This window comes from Microbacterium horticulturae (assembly GCF_029094505.1).
GTDB lineage: Bacteria > Actinomycetota > Actinomycetes > Actinomycetales > Microbacteriaceae > Microbacterium > Microbacterium horticulturae.
Genome location: NZ_CP119108.1, coordinates 2,764,771 through 2,784,348 on the forward strand (window position 1 = coordinate 2,764,771; position 19,578 = coordinate 2,784,348).

Consider the following 19,578-nt stretch of genomic DNA (forward strand, 5'->3'; position numbering starts at 1 on the left):
GGCCCCGACGTAGACTTGACGCAGCTTCTTCCCTCCCACCGGACGCCGATGACACAGCCCTCTTCTGCCCGCCGTTACGCGGGCCTGGATGGACTCCGCGCCATCGCCGTCGCCCTGGTCGTCATCTACCACCTCTTCCCGGGATGGATGCTGCACAGCGGCTTCATCGGCGTCGACATGTTCTTCGTGATCAGCGGCTTCTTGATCACCTCGCTGCTGCTGCGGGACCGTACCGACCTCGTCGACTTCTGGCGCCGCCGTGCCCGACGTCTGCTGCCGGCCCTGGTCGTGCTCGTCACCGTCGCCGCGACCTGGGCGTGGGCGATCGGCGGCGACGTTCTCGTGCGCCTCGGCCCGCAGGTGCTGGGCGCGGCCACCTTCAGCTACAACTGGGTGTCGATCGCGGGCGGCGCCGACTACTTCTCGGCCGACACCCCTGAGCTCTTCCGCAACCTGTGGTCGCTCGCTGTCGAGGAGCAGTTCTACTGGGTCTGGCCGCTGCTGCTCCCCCTCCTGCTGCTCGTGCGTCGGCGCTGGCTGCGCGCGTGCATAGCGCTCACGGCGGCCGTGGCATCCGCCCTCTGGATGGCCCACGTCGTCGGCGCCGGCACCACCCGCGCCTACTTCGGCACCGACACGCACGCCTTCGGCCTGCTGCTGGGCGTCGCCTTGGCCGTCGGCCTCGAGCGGGCCGCTCCCCCACGCTGGCTGTCCGGGCGCGCCGGACGAGCGCTCGGCGCCACTCTGGGCGCCCTCGCCCTCGCCGGGATCGTCGTCGTCGCCACCCTGCCCGAGACGCAGGATGCGGCATCCTTCCCCGGAACCCTCGCCGCCGCATCACTGCTGACCGCCGTGGTGCTCGTGGCCGCGACCGCCCCGGGCTCACGCCTCGGACCCGTGCTCGACATCGCGCCGCTGCGCTGGATCGGCGACCGCTCGTACGGCATCTACCTCTGGCACTGGCCGCTGCTCGTGCTGCTCACCGCGATGTTCGGCACGCCGGCGTGGCTCGGCGCGGCGGTGCTCGTGCTCACGATCGGCTGCGCGGCGGTCTCGCACCGCTGGGTGGAAGGACCGGTGCGCCGGCATGGCTTCCGTGGCGTGTTCGGGATGCTGCGCGCCCGCCTGCGCGGAGCGCCCGCGCCGCGCTTCCGAGCCCTTGTGGCCATGGTCCTCGCCGTCGTCGTGATCGGCGGCACCACGGCCGCGATCGCCACCGCCCCCGGCGAGACGTCGGGACGAGCCGCCGTCGAAGCCGGGCAGCGCGCGCTCGCACACCGCACGCCGGGTTTGCGTCCCCCACTGGTGCGCGACGGCAGGGCTGCCCGCTCGACGGCCCCCGCTCCCGTCGACGGCGCGCAGATCGACGCGATCGGCGACTCGGTCATGCTGGCCGCGGCGCCGGCGCTGCTCGAGCGCTACCCCGGCATCCGCATCGACGCCGAAGTCTCGCGCTCGATGTGGACGGCGCCCGGCATCATCGGCCGACTCGGCGACGGGCTGCGCGACTACGTCGTGCTCGGACTGGGCACGAACGGCGCCGTCGAAGGCTCGGTGCTCGACCGCGTGCGCAACGAGCTCGGCCCCGATCGCCACCTCGTGCTCGTCACGGCGTCGGCGCCGCGCGCGTGGATCCCCGGGGTGAACAAAGAGCTCCGCGCGTACGCGGGCGCCCACCCCGACGTGCTCGTCGCCGACTGGGCCGGCGCCATCGCCCCGCACGAAGATCTGCTGGCCGGCGACCACATCCACCCGGGCGAGGCCGGCGGCCGCTACTACGCCGACGCCGTCGCCGACGCTATCAGCGCCGACCAGCGCGCGCGTACGCGGTCCCACGACCGCCTGGTGCTGCGCGTGGGCGAGTTCGCCACGGTGGATGCCACGGACTGAGCCGGTGCCGCGCGCGCTTGCGCTGTTCAGAACTCATCCGATCTGCGCCGTGTGACCTGCTACGCGCGGCTTTGGGCGCGACACCCGCGCGGATGAGCTGAGTCCTGAACACGGCGCGGGCCGCGGGCTGCGGCATCCACCCCTCTCACAAACGACGAGACCCGCACACCGAACGGTGCGCGGGTCTCGTGCGAGTGCGAGGGTCGACTACTCGGCCTTCTCCTCAGCCGGAGCCTCAGCAGCGGCGTCGGCGTCGGCAGCGGCATCCGCCGCGACCTCGGTCTCGTCCGCGGCGATCTCCTCGGCGGCGGGGGCCTCCTCGACGGGAGCCTCCTCGACGGGAGCCTCCTCGACGGGGGCCTCCTCAGCCTTGGGCTCGGCCTTCTTGGTGCTCTTCTTCGCCGGCGTCGCCTTCTTGGTCACGGGCTCGAGAACGAGCTCGATCACGGCCATCGGCGCGTTGTCGCCCTTGCGGTTGCCGACCTTCGTGATGCGGGTGTAGCCACCCTCACGGTCGGCGACCAGCGGCGCGATCTCGGTGAAGAGGATGTGCACGACTTCCTTGTCACCGATGACCGACAGCACACGACGACGCGCGTGCAGGTCGCCGCGCTTGGCGAACGTGATGAGACGCTCGGCGAGCGGACGCAGGCGCTTGGCCTTGGTCTCGGTCGTCTTGATCGACTTGTGGGTGAACAGCGCGGCGGCGAGGTTGGCAAGCAGCAGGCGCTCGTGGGCAGGGCCGCCTCCGAGGCGGGGACCCTTGGTGGGCTTAGGCATTCTCAATTACTCCAGGGTGAAAAGTCGATCGAAGATCAGTCGTTCTCGGGCTCGTCGTCGTACCCGCCGTAGAAGTGCGCGCCGTCGAAACCGGGCACGGAGTCCTTCAGCGACAGGCCGAGCGAGACGAGCTTGTCGCGCACCTCGTCGACCGACTTCTGTCCGAAGTTGCGGATGTTCATCAGCTGCGTCTCGGAGAGGGCGACCAGCTCCGACACGGTGTTGATGCCCTCGCGCTTGAGGCAGTTGTACGAACGCACCGACAGGTCGAGGTCTTCGATCGGCATCGACAGCTCGGTCGACGCGACGGTCTCGACCGGCGCTGCGCCGATCTCGATGCCCTCGGCGTCGACGTTCAGCTCGCGGGCGAGCCCGAACAGCTCGGTCAGCGTGCGACCGGCCGAAGCGACGGCGTCGCGCGGCGAGATGGCCGCCTTCGTCTCGACGTCCAGCACCAGCTTGTCGAAGTCGGTGCGCTCACCGGCACGGGTGGCGTCGACGCGGTAGCTGACCTTGAGCACCGGCGAGTAGATCGAGTCGACCGGAACCTGCCCGGCCTCGGCGTACTCGTTGCGGTTCTGCGTCGCCGACACGTAGCCGCGACCGCGCTCGATCGTCAGCTCGAGCTCGAAGCGCGCGGTGTCGTTGAGGGTCGCGATGACCAGGTCGGGGTTGTGCACCTCGACACCGGCGGGAGCCGAGATGTCGGCCGCGGTGACCTCGCCGGCGCCGGTCTTGCGCAGGTACGCGGTGATGGGCTCATCGCGCTCGCTCGAGACGACGAGCTGCTTGATGTTCAGGATGATCTCGGTGACGTCTTCCTTGACACCGGGGATGGTGCTGAACTCGTGGAGGACGCCGTCGATGCGGATGCTGGTGACCGCCGCTCCCGGGATCGACGAGAGCAGGCTGCGACGCAGCGCGTTGCCGATCGTGTAGCCGAAGCCGGGCTCCAGGGGCTCGATGACGAACCGACTGCGGAACTCGCCGATCTTCTCCTCGGTGAGGGTGGGACGCTGTGCAATGAGCACTATGTGTTCCTTTCGTGCGCCGTGCCCGCTATATGACACGTGCAGTTGGTGAGGTGTTGAGTTTTCTCGAGGGATGCCGCGACCCGCGGCATCCGGAAGCACGATCGTGCCGGATGCCCCTCACGAGGCACCCGGCGACGAAGTCTCAGACCCGGCGACGCTTGGGCGGGCGGCACCCGTTGTGCGCCTGCGGCGTGACGTCCTGGATCGAACCCACCTCGAGGCCGGCGGCCTGGAGCGAGCGGATCGCGGTCTCGCGGCCCGAACCCGGACCCTTCACGAAGACGTCGACCTTCTTGACACCGTGGTCGGCGGCCTGGCGGGCGGCCGACTCGGCGGCCATGCCGGCCGCGTACGGGGTCGACTTGCGCGAGCCCTTGAAGCCCACGCCACCCGACGATGCCCAGCTGATGACGGCGCCCGAGGGGTCGGTGATCGAAACGATGGTGTTGTTGAACGTCGACTTGATGTGGGCCTGGCCCAGCGCGATGTTCTTCTTCTCCTTGCGGCGCGGCTTGCGCGCTGCGGACTTGGCCTGTGCCATTGTGTCTGTTCTCCTGAATCCGTGACGCGGGCGCTAGATCAGCGCGCCTTCTTCTTGCCGGCGACCGTGCGCTTCGGACCCTTGCGGGTACGCGCGTTGGTCTTGGTGCGCTGACCGCGGACCGGGAGGCCACGACGGTGACGAACACCCTGGTACGAGCCGATCTCGACCTTGCGGCGGATGTCTGCGGCGACCTCGCGGCGCAGGTCACCCTCCACCTTGTAGGTGCCCTCGATGTGGTCGCGGAGCTGGACGAGCTGGTCGTCGCTGAGGTCCTTGACGCGGATGTTCTCGTCGATGCCCGTCGCCGCGAGGATCTCGTTGGAACGGGTGCGGCCGATGCCGTAGATGTACGTGAGTGCGATCACCACGCGCTTGTCGCGCGGGATGTCGACGCCGGCAAGACGTGCCATGCGCTTCTCCTAGGAGTTTGTGGAGGTGTGGAGCAGAATCGGTGCCCGGGCCTCCGCCCCGGGGTGTCCCCTCGTGAGAGGTTCTGATCCTGCCTGTTCGAGATATTCAGTTGTGGAGAGTGGATGCCGCGGCCTGCAGCATCCACGTCTCAGCCCTGGCGCTGCTTGTGGCGCGGGTTGGCCTTGCAGATGACCATGACACGCCCGTGACGGCGGATCACCTTGCAGTGATCGCAGATGGGCTTGACACTCGGCTGAACCTTCATGATGTTCCTGTTCGCTGTCTTCGCCGGGCGGGCACGAGGGTGCCCGGGGCGTTACTTCTCGACCGGTCTAGCGGTAGCGGTAGACGATACGGCCACGGGTCAGGTCGTACGGGCTGAGCTCGACGACCACACGGTCTTCGGGGATGATGCGGATGTAGTTCTGCCGCATCTTGCCGGAGATGGTGGCGAGCACTTTATGACCGTTGGTGAGCTCGACGCGGAACATCGCGTTGGGCAGCGCCTCGGACACTGTGCCTTCGATCTCGATGACACCGTCTTTCTTCGCCATAGCCTCGCTATCGTTCATGCAGACCGGTCGGTCTGCGTGGATGGGGTGGTGATGCCGGCCTCACAAAGAGACACGCCGAAGTAGGCGCAAGGCACCAAAGAATTAGTATATGCGCCCGCGGTCCAGCCGGCAACTCGACGGGATGCGGGGTGCGTCAGTCGGCCGCGAGGATCTCGGGATGCGTCTCGAGCAGCGCGGCCTGCTCCCTCCAGGCTACGCCCACGATGCTCAGCACCACCCGCACCACCGTCTCGGCTCCGTCGGTGGTCGCCGGGCGCAGCTCGCGCAGAGTGGCGCGCCCGGTGCGCTCGACGAGGAACGAGAGCAGCTGCGACGACATGTCACCGCGGAAGGCGCCTGACTCCACCCCGGCGACCACGACCGCGCGCACCCGGCGACGCAGCGGCGCCAGGGCCTGCACGGTCTGGCTCACATGCACGTCGTCGAGCGCGATGTTGGCAGAAGCGCGCACGGCAGACGCCTCGCGCCACAGCCGCGCCGCCATGCGCGCGAGGGCGACCCGCGGATCGGCGTCGTCGGTGCGCTCGGCGATCTGGTTGAACCGCTCCGCGCCCTGCGAGATGACCTCGCGCATGAGGCTCTCACGATCGGCGAAGTGACCGTACAGGGCGCGGCGCGAGAGCCCCGCCGCATGCGCGATGGCGTCGAGCGACGCATGCGGATCGACCGCCAGCAGCGACTGGGCCGCCTCCAGCAGCGCCTCACGGTTCGCCGTCGCGTCGGCGCGACGGCCACGCGGACTGGTCACGGATGCCTTCTCTCTCGCAGCGGACACGGTCACATCAGCTTCGTCGACTCGGTGGCCTCGACGATGCCGTGCACGACCGAGATCAGCGGACGCCGCAGCACCAGGCCCAGCAGAAGGGCGGGCACCGCGAACACGGCCAGCCACCCGAGCGATATCCAGTAGTCACCGGCGTAGACGCCGGCGAGCGCCGCGCGCACGGCCGCGACGGCGTGCGTGGCCGGCAGGAACGGCGACACGTTCTGGAACCACTGCGGCAGCAGCTGGAGCGGGTACGCCCCGCCCGACCCGGAGATCTGGATCACCAGCACCAGCACCGCCAGCGCCTTGCCGGCATTGCCGAACGCGACCACGGCCGTATAGATGAGCAGCGTGAACACCAGCGATATCACCCAGCCGGCGAGGATGAGAAGGAACGGATGCGCCGGCTCGATCTGCACGAACAAGATCAGCCCGAGCATCACGAGCGTGCTCTGCGCGAGCCCCAGCAGGCCGAAGATTCCGAATCGGCCCAGGTACGCCTGGTTGAGGGTCAGGTCGCGGCCGGGCAGCGTCCGCGCCGGCACGTCGACCCGGATCGCCACCGTCATCAGCAGCGCCCCGACCCAGAGCGCGAGGACCGCGTAGAACGGCGCCATGGCGGCACCGAAGCTCACCACCGGGAACACCGCCATGCGATCCACCCCCACGGGTGCGGCCAGCGACGCGGCCAGCACGCCGGGATCAGCGCCGATCACTCTGCTGACCTCGCTGAGGTCGCCGGTGTCGGCGGCCTTGGCCAGCGCCGACGTCAGGCGGTCGAAGGTGTCGGCGGCCTTCTCCAGCGACGCCGAAATGCGCTCGGTGGTCGCCTGCGCGTCGGTCAGCGCTCCGGTCACGCTCCCCGATGCGCCGGACAGACGAGTGGATGCCGCGGACAGATCGCCCTTGACGGCGGCGATGTCATCGTCGGTCGCGGCGAGCGCGCCCGAGAGACGGTCGAGCTGGGGCTTCAGCGTGTCGTCGAACGACGCCTGGGCCTTGTGCAGCGCCGCCTTGGCCGCAGCGATCGCGGCGGTCAGTTCCTTGTGCTGGGCCTGTGCCGACGCGTTGCCGTCGGCGAGGTCGCCCGCCGCGGCCTCGAGCCGATCGTGCGCGGTCTGCTGACGGTCGATGGCCGCATCGATCGACGCGACCACCGCGTCGAGGGCGGGCTGTGCGGAGTCGGGCAGGAGCGGGCCGATCTCCTCGACGAGCCGATCACGCACCGCGGTGTAGGCGTCGATCTGCTGCTGAACCCCCGCGGCGAGGGTCGTGAGCACATCGCCCTGGTCGCCGCTGAGGCTGTCGGCCTGGGCGAACAGATCGTCGATGCGGTCGCCGACGGCATCGTAGCCGGCCGCCGTCTGCGTAATCGCGTCTGAGAGCGACCCGGTGGCCGTGTGCAGCACCGTCTTGAGCTCACCCACGGCGCCAGCGCCCGTGCCCGCAGCATCCGACGCATCAGCGAAGGCCGCCCCCGCATCGGTGACGAGCGCCGACGCGCTGTCGACCAGCGGGATGCTGGATCGGATGAGCGACGTGAACATGTCGGCGGTATGGGCTCCGGCGTGCAGCTGCGTCGCGACCCCTCCGACCCGCGCCTCGAGCCGGGTCAGCGCCGCCTGCGTGTCGGCGTCGGTGAGGTAGTCGGACAGCGACGAGACCAGGCCGAGCGAGATGTCGCCGAGGGTCTCGGTGAAGACCTCGTTTATCTGCGCCGAGACGGCCTCAGCCCCCTGCCCGGTGATCTTCGGAGCCAGGGCGTTCTTCTTCTCGTTCGTGTAGTACGCCAGCTGCGTGCGCTGGCCGCCGTCGGCGAAGAACGTCATCATGTCGGTGCTGAACTGAGCCGGCAGCACGATCGCCGCGTAGTACGCGCCCGACTTCGTGCCGTCGATGGCGTCGTGCTTCGATGTCACGACCCAGTCGAGATCGTCGTTGGCGCGCAGCGCCGAGAGCACCTGATCGCCGAGGTTGATGCGAATCGGCACGAGATCGCTCTGATACCCCTCGTCGACACTCGCTACGGCGACCTTCAGGTTCTTCGTGTTGGCGAACGGGTCCCAACTCGCGATGACGTTGAACCAGGTGAACAGGGCAGGGATCACCACCAGGCCGAACAGCACTATCACGGCCATGACGTTCGACGAGGCGCGTCGCAGGTCACGGGCGACTAGCGCCATGATGTTCCTCACGGGCGTTCACCTCCGTTCGCGGGGCCTTCGGGGTGCGCGGGTTCGTCCGGCTCTTCGGGGTGCGCGGGGTCTTCGCGCTCCCCCAGGTCTTGCCGCGCGTCCGCCCCGTATTGCTCTTCCCGTTCTTCCGGCTCCTGTCCTGCTTCTGGCTCGTCCGACTCGCCCGGCTCGTCCGGCTGTTGTGCTTCTTCCAGCGATTCCGGCTCGTCCGGCTGTTGTGCTTCTTCCAGCGATTCCGGCTCGTCAGCTCCATCGGCAGGTTCTTCGCGGGCATCGAACAGACCCATCACCTGGTCGAGATCGTCGGCTGCAGCATCCCCTCCCGCTTTCTCGGTGTCGGCCGGCAGGTCATCCGCCGCGACCGGTTCGGGCGCGGCATCCCCCTCCGTCGTGGGCCCGGCGAGCGGCGCGGTCGACTCCCGCGGCATCGCAGCGAGGGGCGCATCTCCCGAGCGCTGGCGCGCCGCCGTGAGCAACGCCGCGTCGTCCAGCGTGCCGAGCTCGGCCGCCACCTGGAAGCTCTGCCGAATGTACTCGAGCGCGATGAGGAAGCCGATGGCCAGCAGACACCAGGCGACCCAGATGCCCAGCACCGTCGCCTGCCCGCCGGGCACCAGCCACGCCACCAGCGCCAGCGCGGCGAGCCCGGTCACCGCCGTCAGCGCGGTCATCCGCAGCAGGGTCGGGTAGTGCTGCAGGAAGGGGCGGGAGCGGCGGGCGAGATCGTCGCGGAACTCGTCGCGGTCGTTCATCGCACGGATCACGTGGGTCAGCCGGTACCGGCTGCCGACGACCTGGACATCGTCGGCGACCAGCAGGTCGGTGGCCGCCACCTGCCGGTTGAACATGAGGTTGAGGGCCGCCAGCCGGCGACGCAGCACGAGCCCGAGCACCCACGCGAGCACCACGAACACGGCCAGCGCGCCGAGGAACCGCCAGTAGTGGCCGTCGTAGAAGCCGGCGATGGTCTCGCGCAGGGCGTCGATGCCGTACGTGAACGGCAGGAACGGATACAGCGCCCGGAAGAACCCGGGCATCATCTCGATCGGATACAGGCCCGACGCTGCCGGGATCTGCATGATCACGAGCAGGACGCACAGACCCCGACCGATATGCCCGAACGCCACGCACAGGGCGTAGATGATGCTGATGTAGGCGAGCGCGATGAGCACACCGGTGCCGACGAAGGCCGTGGCGCTCACCGTCTGCACCCCGATGACGAGGTTGCCGATGCACACGACGAGCGCCTGCACCACGGCGAGGACCGCGAACAGCAAGAACCGGCCGAGGTACGCCTGGCGGATGGTGATGCCCTCCACGCCCTCGGTGTCGACCTCGGTCTTGAAGATGACCATGAGCACGAAGGAGCCGATCCACAGGGACAGGTTCGTGAACAGTGCCGCCATCGCCGAGCCGTAGGTGTCGATCGGAAAGAGGACGTGCTCGGTGACCTCGACGGGCGCCGCTATGAAGCGGGCGATCTGAGCGGGGTCGAGTCCGGTGATCGTGTGCAGCACCCCCGCCTGGGCGGCCGCTCCCAGCGCGATGACATCGGTGCGGGCCGTCGTCAATCCGTCTTGGATGTCGGCGAGGTTGTCGGCGAGGCCGTCGACCGCATCGGCAGTCGACGAGAGCTGCGTGTCGAGCCCAGCCAGCAGCTTCTCGGCCTGGGCGAGCTGCCCGCGCTGAGCGTCGAGCGCGGCGGAGAAGGCCCCCGCGCTCGTCGACAGCGCCGACATCGCGCGATTCAGCTCCGGAACCGAGCCGGTCAGCGTGGTGCGGAGGTCGCCGGCTGCGTCCTGCGCGTTCCCGGTGGCGGTGTCGAGGTCGTCCGCGGCCGATTCGATGGCCGAGGCCGCGGAGCCGGCCTGCGTATTGAGCGCCTTCAGGTCGCTCAGCAGCTTCTGGTCGTTGTCGTTGCGGGCCTGCAGCGTGTCGATCACGTCGTTCAGGCGCTGCTGCGTCTGGGCGTCGAGCCCTCCGCCGTCGACGAGCTGCTGCAGCCGGTCGATCGCCGCGCCGTTGGCCTCGACGACGCTCGACACGTCATCGATCGCCCCGTCGATCCGCATACCGACCGTGGAGAACGCTTCAGTGAGCTCGGTGACGACGACGTGCGCGTCGCCCGCGGCATCGGCGAGCCGGCTCGTTCCGTCCACGTATGCAGTGGTGGCCGCATCCGTGAATGCGATCACCTGCTTCTGCGCGTCGGCGATGATCGACTGCGTCTGGCCGATCGCCGTCTGCACGTCGCCGAGCGTCGCATCGACGTCGCCGAGCGTGGATCGCACCGAGGAGACATCGTTCCGCGATGCAGTGATGCCCGACGACAGCGCGGTGAGCCGCTTGTGCGCACTCGCGACACTGTCAGCGGCTGCATCGACGGCGTTGAGGGTCTCGCCCTTCGCGGTCAGCAGCTGATCTTGCACGGCGCCGCCGGCGTTCTTCAGCGCCTCGGTCGCCGCCTGCGCGACCTGCTCGGAGAACGCGCTTGTGATCTGCTTGTCGATCTCGGACGCGCCGACGTCGGTGACCTTCGGCGCGACGGCGCTCGCCTTCTCGTTGACGTAGTACCGCAGCTTCGGCTGGGTGAACTGCCCCGTGGTGATGCTGACCAGATCACGGCTGAAGTCGGCGGGGATGACGATCGCGGCGTACGCGTCGCCGCTCTTGACCGCGCGCTGGGCCTCGTCTTGCCCGAGGAACGTCCAGCCGAGCCGATGGTTGTTCTTGAGCTGATCGACGACCTGTGCGCCGACGTCGAGCGAGCCGGTCAGCTCAGAGGTCGCGCCCTCGTCGAGGTTGACGACGGCGACGCGGATGTCGGCGGTGTTGCCGTAGGGGTCCCAGAACGCTGTGATGTTGAACCACGCGTACAGAGCGGGTGTGAGGAGCACACCGAGGACGATGATCCACGCCTTGCGCTGGTGGAACAACCGCCCCACGTCACGCCGGAAGACCCGCCAACTCATTCGCACTCGACCGATTGTACCCACAATCTGCACACTCGTGTGCATGTTAGTCCGTCGGGTACACAGAAGGGCCGGGCACAGCGTGTGCTGCGCCCGGCCCCGTGCGCGGCCGCGGTGTGCGGCCGGTGTCTACTTCAGATGCGCCTTGATGTCGGTGTCGTACGAATACGTCACCGAGACGGCGGTGCCGTTGACGACGACATGCGGCGTGCCGGTCGCGTCCGCCGGCAGCCCCTTGGACTGGGCGAACGACTGGTACGTGTTTTTCGTGATGGTCTTCTCGAGGTCGCTCGTGACGTTGACCCCGGCGCTCTTGGCGATCTGGACGATCTGCTCATCGGTCAGACCTGCCGACTGCTCGTCGGGCTGATTCTCGTACATGGCCTGCATGAAGGCGTAGGCGTTGTCGGGGTCGGCGGTCGCGATGGCGAAGAACGCGCTGGAGGCGCGGCTGGAGAAGCCGGCCGGCGCCGTGCCCTGGTCGAGGATCGTCACCGGGTGCACCTTGAGCACCGCGGTGCCGGCATCGACGAGCTTCTTGATGGACGCGCCCTCGGCCTGCTCGAACTGGTTGCAGTACGGGCACAGGAAGTCCACGTAGGTCTCGATGGTGTTCGGCGCGTCGGCGTCGCCGAAGACGACGGCTCCGGCATCCGTGTCCACGATCCCGCCCGACGGCGCCGCACCGGGCGCGGCCGCCTTATTGTTGATGGCGATCACGACGCCGGTCACGGCGACCAGCACCACGACGGCGATCACACTCACCCAGATGGCGAACCAGTTCGTCTTTCGCACAGCGGTGGCCATGGATTACTCGCTCTCGTTGCTCGAAACGGACCTCGCGCTCCTCGGAGCCGGCCCCGCAGCTGAAGGATCGAGCGCGCACGGCGCCCGGGTACCGTCATCATGCATGGTCACCCTATGGGCCTCGTGTGAACGCCCTGCGCTCAGGAGAAGAGGGTGCCGATGTCGTTCGGATCGCTCGGCAGCTTCGACAGCGCGATCGTCTCGCCGTTGATGGCGATGGTCGGCGTGCCGATGCCCGTCGCGCCCGGCGCCAGCGGCGTCTTCGGCGTCAAACTCTGCACGAACGACACGTACGCGTGCCCGGTGATCGACTTCTCGAGGCTCGAGGTCACGTTCACGCCGGCCTTCTTCGCGACCTCGACGATCTGCGCGTCGGTCAGGCCCGTCGAGTTCTCTTCGGGCTGATTCGCGAACATCGCCGTCATGAAGTCGTACACGTGCGCCGGATCCGCCACGGCCACGGAGTACATGGCGCTCGCGGCCCGCGATGAGTACTCGGTGTCTTGCGAGTAGCGGTCGAGGATCGCGATCGGGTGCACGTTCAGCGTGATGCTGCCGTCGTCGACCAGCGCGGTGATGGCCGAGCCGTAGACCTGCTCGAACTGACCGCAGATCGGACACATGAAGTCGATGTAGGTGTCCATCGTGTCATCGCCGTCGCCGAACGCTATAGCGCCGGTCTTCTGGTCGACCAGGCTGCTCTGCGGCGCCGCACCGGGCGCCGTCGCCTTGTTGTTCACGGCGATGACGATTCCGGTGACGACGACGATCACGACGACCGCCGCGATGCTCAACCAGATCGCGAACCAGTTCGTCTTGCGGACCGCGGTGGCCATGAGGTCCTCGCTCTACTCGATCGGAACAGGAGTGACGCCGAACGCGGCGAGACCTTCGGCCCCGCCATCGGGCGCGGTGAGCACCCAGATGCCGCCGTCGTGCACGGCGACGCTGTGCTCCCAATGCGAGCCGTCGGTGCCGTCGACCGTCGAGACGGTCCAGTCGTCGTCGCCGACGAACGTCTCATCGCTGCCGCCGACGACCATCGGCTCGATGGCGACCGCGAGCCCCGGCTTGACCTCAGGGCCAGGAGCGGGCACCCGGTAATTGAACACCGAGGGGTTCTCGTGCATGCGACGGCCGATGCCGTGGCCGACATAATCGCGAAGGATGCCGTAGCCGTGCCCCGACGCCTCGATGTAGTCCTGCACGGCTCCGCCGACCTCGCCGAGATGCTTCGCCGACGCCAGCGCCGCGATGCCGGCCCACAGCGAGCCCTCAGTCACCCGCGACAGCTCTTCACGCGCCGCCACCAGCTCGGGCCGGGCCGGGTCGGGGACGACCACGGTGATGGCGGAATCGCCGTTCCAGCCGCGGTACTCGGCACCGGCATCCACCGACACGATGTCACCGGGCTGGAGCACCCGCTCCCCCGGAATCCCATGGACGACCTCGTCGTTGACCGACACGCAGATAGTGTGACGGTAGCCACGCACCATCTGGAAGTTGGAGAGCGCACCGCGTGCGGACACGACCGCGGCGGCCGCGGCATCCAGCTGCAGTGTCGTCGTTCCCGGCACGATCAGCGCGCGCACCGCGTCGAGCATGCCGGCGGTGATCTGACCGGGCTCGATCATCGCGCGCAGCTGCGCAGGCGACTTGTAGATGCCGCGACGGAGCATCGGCTCAGACCGTCGCCGCGCGCGAGATGCCGCGCGCCGACAGCGCATCGGTGATCCGCGCGGTGATCTCGTCGAGCGAGCCCACACCGTCGATCGTGTCGACGATGCCGCGCTCGCGGTACACGTCGAGGATCGGCGCGGTCTCGCTCTCGTAGATCGACAGGCGCTTGGCGATGGCCTCGTCGGTGTCATCGGTGCGACCCTGCTCTTTGGCCCGCAGCGCGAGACGCGCGATGCTCTCGTCACGCGGCACGTTCAACTCGATGACCGCGTCGAGGCTCTCGCCGCGCTCGGTGAGGAACGCGTCGAGATCGCCCACCTGCTGGATGTTGCGCGGGTAGCCGTCGAGGAGGAAGCCGCCTGCGGCATCCGCCTCACTCAGCCGGTCACGCACGATCTGCCCGGTCAGCTCGTCGGAGACGAGGTTGCCCGCGGCCGTGATGGCCTTGACCTGCTCGCCCAAGGGCGTGCCCGCCTGGATGTTCGCACGGAACACATCGCCGGTGGAGACGGTGGGAATGCCGAGGGCCTCTGCGATGCGCGCAGCCTGCGTTCCCTTTCCCGATCCCTGAGGGCCGACGATCAACAGACGGGCGGATGAGGTCATCGCAAGAGTCCTTCGTAGTGTCGCTGCTGCAACTGGGCGTCGATCTGCTTCACCGTCTCAAGACCGACACCGACCATGATGAGGATCGACGTGCCGCCGAACGGGAAGTTCTGGTTCGCACTGACCGTCGCGAGCGCTATCAGCGGGATCAGCGCCACGAGACCCAGGTACAGCGAGCCCGGCAGCGTGATGCGGGTCAGCACGTAGTCGAGGTACTCAGCGGTGGGCCGGCCGGCACGGATGCCGGGAATGAAGCCGCCGTACTTCTTCATGTTGTCGGCGACCTCGGTCGGGTTGAACGTGATGGCGACGTAGAAGTACGTGAACCCGATCGTCAGCAGGAAGTAGAACAGCCAGTAGAGCGGGTGATCGCCCTTGACGAGGTAGTTGTTGATCCACGTGACCCACCCGGCCGGGGTCTCACCGGCGGCGGGCTGGTTGAACTGCGCGATGAGCGCGGGGATGTACAACAGCGACGAGGCGAAGATCACCGGGATCACACCGGCCATGTTCACCTTGATCGGAATGTAGGTGTTGGTGCCGCCGTACGTGCGCCGGCCGACCATGCGCTTCGCATACTGGACCGGGATGCGGCGCTGCGACTGTTCGACGAACACGATCAGCACCATGATCACGATGCCCACCAGCAGCACCATGAGGAAGACCTCGAAGCCCTTCGCCTGCTTGATGGCCCACATCGCCGACGGGAAGGTCGCGGCGATCGAGGTGAAGATCAGGATCGACATGCCGTTGCCGATGCCCTTCTCGGTCATCAGCTCGGCGAACCACATGATCAGGCCCGTGCCGGCCGTCATGGTGAGGATCATGAGCAGCTGCGCCCACCACACATCGTTGGTGAGCAGCTGCTGGCAGCTGGAGGCCGCAGAAGAACCGAACAGCTGGCCGCTGCGGGCGACGGTGACCAGCGTGGTGGACTGCAGCAGCGCCAGCGCGATCGTCAGGTAGCGGGTGTACTGCGTGAGCTTGGCCTGGCCCGCCTGACCCTCCTGATACAGGGTCTCGAAGTGCGGGATGACCACGCGCAGCAGCTGCACGATGATCGTCGCGGTGATGTAGGGCATCACGCCCAGCGCGAAGATCGACAGCTGCAGCAGAGCGCCGCCCGAGAACAGGTTGACCATCGACAGCAGGCCCTGCGTGCCGCCGGAGTCTTTCAGACACAGCTGCACGTTGCCGAAGTCGACGAACGGCGTCGGGATGTGAGCACCCAGGCGATACAGGATGATGATCGCCAGGGTGAAGCCGATCTTCCGACGCAGGTCGGGGGTGCGGAAGACCCGCACGATGGCGCTGAACAAGTGGATTCCTCCAGAAGGGTTTCCGTCGCACGACACGGTGCGCACAGGCAACCAGCGTATCTCAGCGATCCCGCCCTGCGGGACGCCGGGATGCAAGACGGGGCCGGAGGTTGATCCCCCGGCCCCGTCTGGCTGACTACTCCGCGGTGGCGGCTGCGACGCTGCCGCCCGCCGCGACGATCTTCTGCTCGGCAGAGCTCGAGATCTTGTCGACGGCGACGTTCAGCTTCACGGCGATGTCTCCGGTGCCCAGCACCTTGACTCGCTCGTTCTTGCGAACCGCGCCCTTGGCGACGAGGTCACTGACGGTGACCTCTCCGCCGTTCGGGTACAGCTCGGCGAGCTTGCCCAGGTTCACGACCTGGTACTCGACGCGGAACGGGTTCTTGAAGCCACGCAGCTTCGGCGCACGCATGTGCAGCGGAAGCTGGCCGCCCTGGAACCCGGGACGCACCTGGTAGCGCGCCTTGGTGCCCTTGGTGCCGCGACCGGCGGTCTTGCCCTTGGAGCCCTCACCGCGGCCCACACGGGTCTTGGCGGTGTTGGCGCCGGGGACCGGACGCAGGTGGTGCACCTTGACGACGTCGGGACGCGCCACGGGAGCGGCATCCTTCTTCGCCGGCGCCTTGGCGGCAGTCGCCTTCTTCGCGGGGGCCTTCTTCGCGGGGGCCTTCTTCTCGACCTGCTCCGCCGCGACGGCCTCGGTGTTCTCGGCCTTCTCAGCCATCAGTCGATCTCCTCAACCTGGACGAGGTGGGCGACGGCCTTCACGTAACCGCGCGTCTGCGCGTCGTCCGGACGGACGACCGAGTCGCCGATCCGCTTCAGGCCGAGGCTGCGCAGCGTGTCACGCTGGTTCTGCTTCTCGCTCACCTTGGACTTGATCTGCGTGACCTTCAGACGGGACGCCATCAGGCACCTACCTTCTGCTCACGTGCGGCAGCCGCCTCAGCGGCCTCGGCACGAACGAGACGGGCCGGCGCGACCTGGTCGAAGTCCAGGCCACGACGGGCGGCGACGGAGCGCGGCTCCTCAAGGCTCTGGAGCGCCTCGACGGTCGCGTGCACGATGTTGATCGTGTTCGACGAGCCGAGCGACTTCGACAGGACGTCGTGGATGCCGGCGCACTCCAGGACCGCGCGGACCGGGCCACCGGCGATGACACCGGTACCGGCCGCGGCCGGACGCAGCAGGACGACACCCGCGGCGGCCTCACCGGTCACCGGGTGCGGGATCGTCTTGCCGACGCGCGGAACGCGGAAGAAGTTGCGCTTGGCCTCTTCGACACCCTTCGAGATCGCCAGCGGCACCTCACGGGCCTTGCCGTAGCCGACACCGACCACGCCGTTGCCGTCGCCCACGACCACGAGGGCCGTGAAGCTGAAGCGGCGGCCGCCCTTGACGACCTTCGAGACGCGGTTGATGGTGACGACGCGCTCCAGGAACTGGTTGTCGCCGCGGTCACGCGAGTTGCGGTCACGGTCGCGACCACGCGAGTTGCGGTCGCCACGACCGCCACGGCGCTGCTCGCGCTCGTTGGTGGGCGCCTCGGCCGTGGTGGCCTCTGCGGCCTGCTCGGGCGCTGCCTGATCGGCGGTCACTTCGGTCTCCTTGTTGTCACTCACAGGTTCAGCCCTCCTTCGCGGGCGCCCGAGGCCACGGCCGCGACACGACCGGCGTAGCGGTTGCCGCCACGGTCGAACACGACCTCGGCGACACCGGCGCTCTTCGCGCGCTCGGCGACCAGCTCGCCGACCTTGCGGGCCTTGGCGGTCTTGTCACCGTCGAATGCACGGAGGTCGGCCTCGAGGGTGGACGCACTGGCCACGGTGTGGCCCTTGCTGTCGTCCACGACCTGAACGAAGACGTGACGCGACGAGCGGGTCACGACCAGGCGCGGACGCTCGGCGGTGCCGACGACCTTCTTGCGAAGACGGGCATGGCGACGCGCGCGGGCGTCGGACTTCGACTTCACAGCCATGCTTACTTACCAGCCTTTCCGGCCTTGCGCCGAACAATCTCGCCGGCGTAGCGCACGCCCTTGCCCTTGTACGGCTCGGGCTTGCGGATCTTGCGGATGTTCGCAGCCGCCTCGCCGACGGCCTGCTTGTCGATGCCGCTCACGGTGAGCTTGTTGTTGCCCTCGACCGTGAAGGTGATCCCGGTGGGCGGGTCGACCAGCACCGGGTGCGAGAACCCGAGGGCGAACTCGACCGAGCCGCCCTTCTGCTGCACGCGGTAGCCGGTGCCGACGACCTCGAGGCCCTTGGTGTAGCCCTGGGTGACACCGATGATGTTGTTGTTGATGAGGGTGCGGGTCAGGCCGTGCAGCGAACGCGACTCGCGCTCGTCGTCGGGGCGGGAGACCAGAACCTGGTTCTCCTCGACCGCGACCTGGATGGGGCGTGCCACGGTGAGCGCAAGCTCGCCCTTGGGGCCCTTGACCTCCACCTCCTGCCCGTTGACCGCAACGGTCACACCGGCAGGGATGTCAATGGGAAGACGTCCGATTCGCGACATGGCGGGTCACCACACGTAGGCGAGAACTTCCCCGCCCACGCCCTTCTGCTCGGCCTGGCGGTCCGTGAGGAGGCCAGAGGAGGTGGACAGGATGGCAACGCCCAGGCCGCCGAGGACCTTGGGGAGCTCGGTCGAGCGTGCGTACACGCGCAGACCGGGCTTCGAAACCCGCTTGATGCCGGCGATGGACCGCTCGCGGTTCGTGCCGTACTTCAGCGTGAGGGTCAGCGTCTCGCCGACGCGGGCGCTTTCGACGGCCCAGCCGGCGATGTAGCCCTCCTGCTTGAGGATCTCGGCGATGTTCTTCTTGAGCTTCGAGCTCGGCAACGACACGGAGTCGTGATGCGCCGAGTTCGCGTTGCGCAGACGGGTCAGCATATCTGCGACCGGGTCTGTCATTGTCATTTCGTGTTTCCTTTGTTCATAAGGTTTCGCCACGCCGTTACACGACGGCCGACCTTCTATGACGGCTGTTCAGTTGTGGGATGTCATTCCGGCCCGAAGCGCACGGCCCCGGGCCGGAATGACGCAAAGCATCCAGCCTAACTCAGGCTGCGGCATCCTTCGCCCGGAACGGGAATCCGAGGTGACGCAGCAGGGCGCGGCCCTCATCGTCGGTGGAAGCGCTGGTGACGACGGTGATGTCGAAACCGCGCACCCGGTCGATGCGGTCCTGGTCGATCTCGTGGAAGACCGACTGCTCCTGCAGGCCGAAGGTGTAGTTGCCGTGACCGTCGAACTGCTGGTCGGAAAGACCCCGGAAGTCGCGGATGCGGGGCAGCGCGAGGTTCACGAGGCGGTCCAGGAACTCCCACGCGCGGTCGCCCCGGAGGGTGACGTGCGCGCCGATGGCCTGGCCCTCACGCAGCTTGAACTGCGCGATCGACTTGCGGGCCTTGGTCACGACCGGCTTCTGGCCGGTGATCTTGGTGAGGTCTGCGACCGCGCCCTCGATCACCTTGCTGTCGCGAGCTGCCTCGCCGACGCCGGTGTTGACGACGACCTTGACCAGGCCGGGGATCTGCATGACGTTCTCGTACCCGAACTCGTCCTGCAGCTTCTGCTGGATCTCGCTCTTGTACTTCTGCTTGAGGCGCGGCTGGGTCTTGCCAGCCTCCGCAGCAGCGGTGGTGCTCATCAGAGGTCCTTACCTGACTTCTTGGCGTAGCGCACGCGGACGGTGCGCTTCTCGCCGTCCTTGATCTTCTCTTCGACGCGGTGGCCGACGCGGGTCGGCTTCTTGCTCGAGGGGTCGACGACGGCGACGTTGGAGATGTGGATCGGGGCTTCCATCGTCTCGATGCCGCCCGTCTTGGTCCCGCGCTGGGTCTGGCCCACGCGGGTGTGCTTGGTCACGTAGTTGACGCCCTCGACGATCACGCGGTTGGTCTCGGGGATGACCTCGAGGACCTTCCCCTGCTTGCCGCGGTCGGCGCCCGAGAGCACCTGGACGAGGTCGTCCTTCTTGATGTTCGCCAT

General features: G+C 68.0%; 23 protein-coding genes. 1 reads left to right on the top strand and 22 read right to left on the bottom strand.

Annotation, left to right across the window (positions count from 1 at the left end; translation table 11 throughout):
- Positions 1-48 precede the first annotated feature (48 nt).
- Positions 49-1,890 (top strand): acyltransferase family protein, encoded by a 1,842-nt coding sequence (locus tag PU630_RS13125; RefSeq protein WP_275277510.1) that lies wholly within the window; start codon positions 49-51, stop codon positions 1,888-1,890.
- Between the two features lie 207 nt (positions 1,891-2,097).
- Here the strand turns inward: PU630_RS13125 and rplQ are convergent, their stop codons facing one another.
- The 22 genes from rplQ to rplX form a co-directional block, all read right to left on the bottom strand.
- The gene (gene rplQ / locus PU630_RS13130; protein ID WP_275277511.1) at positions 2,098-2,670 is read right to left on the bottom strand and encodes a 50S ribosomal protein L17; all 573 of its coding nucleotides are present in this window, start codon (positions 2,668-2,670) and stop codon (positions 2,098-2,100) included.
- A 35-nt stretch (positions 2,671-2,705) separates the two neighbouring features.
- A complete protein-coding gene (locus PU630_RS13135) occupies positions 2,706-3,701 on the bottom strand; it encodes a DNA-directed RNA polymerase subunit alpha (RefSeq protein WP_275277512.1) in 996 nt (331 codons plus the stop codon).
- Between the two features lie 145 nt (positions 3,702-3,846).
- Positions 3,847-4,245 carry a 30S ribosomal protein S11 gene (gene rpsK, locus PU630_RS13140; protein WP_129385805.1) on the bottom strand — a complete coding sequence of 133 codons (399 nt, stop codon included), beginning with the start codon at positions 4,243-4,245 and terminating at the stop codon, positions 3,847-3,849.
- 38 nt (positions 4,246-4,283) lie between these two features.
- A complete protein-coding gene (gene rpsM / locus PU630_RS13145) occupies positions 4,284-4,658 on the bottom strand; it encodes a 30S ribosomal protein S13 (RefSeq protein WP_275277513.1) in 375 nt (124 codons plus the stop codon).
- Positions 4,659-4,807: 149 nt separating this feature from the next.
- Complete coding sequence (gene rpmJ, locus PU630_RS13150) at positions 4,808-4,924, bottom strand: 50S ribosomal protein L36 (protein WP_129385810.1); 117 nt, start codon at positions 4,922-4,924, stop codon at positions 4,808-4,810.
- 67 nt (positions 4,925-4,991) lie between these two features.
- The gene (infA, locus tag PU630_RS13155; protein ID WP_013583992.1) at positions 4,992-5,213 is read right to left on the bottom strand and encodes a translation initiation factor IF-1; all 222 of its coding nucleotides are present in this window, start codon (positions 5,211-5,213) and stop codon (positions 4,992-4,994) included.
- A 154-nt stretch (positions 5,214-5,367) separates the two neighbouring features.
- On the bottom strand, positions 5,368-5,982 hold the full coding sequence (locus PU630_RS13160; protein WP_275277514.1) for a TetR/AcrR family transcriptional regulator: 615 nt from the start codon (positions 5,980-5,982) through the stop codon (positions 5,368-5,370).
- A 29-nt stretch (positions 5,983-6,011) separates the two neighbouring features.
- Positions 6,012-8,195, bottom strand: a complete 2,184-nt coding sequence (locus PU630_RS13165; RefSeq protein WP_275277515.1) for a YhgE/Pip domain-containing protein — start codon at positions 8,193-8,195, stop codon at positions 6,012-6,014.
- Complete coding sequence (locus tag PU630_RS13170; protein ID WP_275277516.1) at positions 8,192-11,167, bottom strand: YhgE/Pip family protein; 2,976 nt, start codon at positions 11,165-11,167, stop codon at positions 8,192-8,194. The genes PU630_RS13165 and PU630_RS13170 overlap by 4 nt, the downstream gene beginning before the upstream one ends.
- A gap of 129 nt (positions 11,168-11,296) precedes the next feature.
- Complete coding sequence (locus PU630_RS13175) at positions 11,297-11,974, bottom strand: DsbA family protein (protein ID WP_275277517.1); 678 nt, start codon at positions 11,972-11,974, stop codon at positions 11,297-11,299.
- A 140-nt stretch (positions 11,975-12,114) separates the two neighbouring features.
- Complete coding sequence (locus tag PU630_RS13180) at positions 12,115-12,810, bottom strand: DsbA family protein (protein WP_275277518.1); 696 nt, start codon at positions 12,808-12,810, stop codon at positions 12,115-12,117.
- 12 nt (positions 12,811-12,822) lie between these two features.
- A complete protein-coding gene (gene map, locus PU630_RS13185) occupies positions 12,823-13,653 on the bottom strand; it encodes a type I methionyl aminopeptidase (RefSeq protein ID WP_275277519.1) in 831 nt (276 codons plus the stop codon).
- A 4-nt stretch (positions 13,654-13,657) separates the two neighbouring features.
- Positions 13,658-14,260 (bottom strand): adenylate kinase, encoded by a 603-nt coding sequence (locus PU630_RS13190; protein WP_275277520.1) that lies wholly within the window; start codon positions 14,258-14,260, stop codon positions 13,658-13,660.
- Positions 14,257-15,579 (bottom strand): preprotein translocase subunit SecY, encoded by a 1,323-nt coding sequence (gene secY / locus PU630_RS13195; RefSeq protein ID WP_275277521.1) that lies wholly within the window; start codon positions 15,577-15,579, stop codon positions 14,257-14,259. The genes PU630_RS13190 and secY overlap by 4 nt, the downstream gene beginning before the upstream one ends.
- Before the next feature lie 136 nt (positions 15,580-15,715).
- On the bottom strand, positions 15,716-16,306 hold the full coding sequence (gene rplO / locus PU630_RS13200) for a 50S ribosomal protein L15 (RefSeq protein WP_275277522.1): 591 nt from the start codon (positions 16,304-16,306) through the stop codon (positions 15,716-15,718).
- Entirely contained in the window at positions 16,306-16,491 is a 186-nt protein-coding gene (rpmD, locus tag PU630_RS13205) for a 50S ribosomal protein L30 (RefSeq protein WP_129385822.1), read from the bottom strand. The genes rplO and rpmD overlap by 1 nt, the downstream gene beginning before the upstream one ends.
- Positions 16,491-17,204, bottom strand: coding sequence for a 30S ribosomal protein S5 (gene rpsE, locus PU630_RS13210; RefSeq protein WP_275277523.1), 714 nt, complete (start codon positions 17,202-17,204; stop codon positions 16,491-16,493). The genes rpmD and rpsE overlap by 1 nt, the downstream gene beginning before the upstream one ends.
- A complete protein-coding gene (gene rplR, locus PU630_RS13215; RefSeq protein WP_275277524.1) occupies positions 17,201-17,560 on the bottom strand; it encodes a 50S ribosomal protein L18 in 360 nt (119 codons plus the stop codon). Before rplR ends, rpsE begins: the two co-directional genes overlap by 4 nt.
- A 2-nt stretch (positions 17,561-17,562) precedes the next feature.
- Complete coding sequence (gene rplF, locus PU630_RS13220) at positions 17,563-18,099, bottom strand: 50S ribosomal protein L6 (RefSeq protein WP_275277525.1); 537 nt, start codon at positions 18,097-18,099, stop codon at positions 17,563-17,565.
- A gap of 6 nt (positions 18,100-18,105) precedes the next feature.
- A complete protein-coding gene (gene rpsH, locus PU630_RS13225; RefSeq protein WP_275277526.1) occupies positions 18,106-18,504 on the bottom strand; it encodes a 30S ribosomal protein S8 in 399 nt (132 codons plus the stop codon).
- Between the two features lie 142 nt (positions 18,505-18,646).
- Positions 18,647-19,237, bottom strand: a complete 591-nt coding sequence (rplE, locus tag PU630_RS13230; protein WP_275277527.1) for a 50S ribosomal protein L5 — start codon at positions 19,235-19,237, stop codon at positions 18,647-18,649.
- A complete protein-coding gene (gene rplX / locus PU630_RS13235) occupies positions 19,237-19,578 on the bottom strand; it encodes a 50S ribosomal protein L24 (RefSeq protein ID WP_275277528.1) in 342 nt (113 codons plus the stop codon). Before rplX ends, rplE begins: the two co-directional genes overlap by 1 nt.

What these genes read in the sequence shown, in the direction of transcription:
- PU630_RS13125 (WP_275277510.1), top strand. Translation starts at nt 49, where the DNA reads ATGACACAGCCCTCTTCTGCCCGCCGTTACGCGGGCCTGGATGGACTC.
- rplF (WP_275277525.1), bottom strand. Translation starts at nt 18,099, where the DNA reads ATGTCGCGAATCGGACGTCTTCCCATTGACATCCCTGCCGGTGTGACC.
- rpsH (WP_275277526.1), bottom strand. Translation starts at nt 18,504, where the DNA reads ATGACAATGACAGACCCGGTCGCAGATATGCTGACCCGTCTGCGCAAC.
- map (WP_275277519.1), bottom strand. Translation starts at nt 13,653, where the DNA reads ATGCTCCGTCGCGGCATCTACAAGTCGCCTGCGCAGCTGCGCGCGATG.
- infA (WP_013583992.1), bottom strand. Translation starts at nt 5,213, where the DNA reads ATGGCGAAGAAAGACGGTGTCATCGAGATCGAAGGCACAGTGTCCGAG.
- rplO (WP_275277522.1), bottom strand. Translation starts at nt 16,306, where the DNA reads ATGGCTGAGAAGGCCGAGAACACCGAGGCCGTCGCGGCGGAGCAGGTC.
- rplE (WP_275277527.1), bottom strand. Translation starts at nt 19,237, where the DNA reads ATGAGCACCACCGCTGCTGCGGAGGCTGGCAAGACCCAGCCGCGCCTC.
- PU630_RS13180 (WP_275277518.1), bottom strand. Translation starts at nt 12,810, where the DNA reads ATGGCCACCGCGGTCCGCAAGACGAACTGGTTCGCGATCTGGTTGAGC.
- PU630_RS13190 (WP_275277520.1), bottom strand. Translation starts at nt 14,260, where the DNA reads ATGACCTCATCCGCCCGTCTGTTGATCGTCGGCCCTCAGGGATCGGGA.
- rplX (WP_275277528.1), bottom strand. Translation starts at nt 19,578, where the DNA reads ATGGCGAACATCAAGAAGGACGACCTCGTCCAGGTGCTCTCGGGCGCC.
- rpsK (WP_129385805.1), bottom strand. Translation starts at nt 4,245, where the DNA reads ATGGCACAGGCCAAGTCCGCAGCGCGCAAGCCGCGCCGCAAGGAGAAG.
- PU630_RS13170 (WP_275277516.1), bottom strand. Translation starts at nt 11,167, where the DNA reads ATGAGTTGGCGGGTCTTCCGGCGTGACGTGGGGCGGTTGTTCCACCAG.
- rplQ (WP_275277511.1), bottom strand. Translation starts at nt 2,670, where the DNA reads ATGCCTAAGCCCACCAAGGGTCCCCGCCTCGGAGGCGGCCCTGCCCAC.
- rplR (WP_275277524.1), bottom strand. Translation starts at nt 17,560, where the DNA reads ATGGCTGTGAAGTCGAAGTCCGACGCCCGCGCGCGTCGCCATGCCCGT.
- PU630_RS13175 (WP_275277517.1), bottom strand. Translation starts at nt 11,974, where the DNA reads ATGGCCACCGCTGTGCGAAAGACGAACTGGTTCGCCATCTGGGTGAGT.
- rpmJ (WP_129385810.1), bottom strand. Translation starts at nt 4,924, where the DNA reads ATGAAGGTTCAGCCGAGTGTCAAGCCCATCTGCGATCACTGCAAGGTG.
- rpsM (WP_275277513.1), bottom strand. Translation starts at nt 4,658, where the DNA reads ATGGCACGTCTTGCCGGCGTCGACATCCCGCGCGACAAGCGCGTGGTG.
- rpmD (WP_129385822.1), bottom strand. Translation starts at nt 16,491, where the DNA reads ATGGCGTCCCGTCTGAAGGTCACGCAGATCAAGTCCAAGGTGAGCGAG.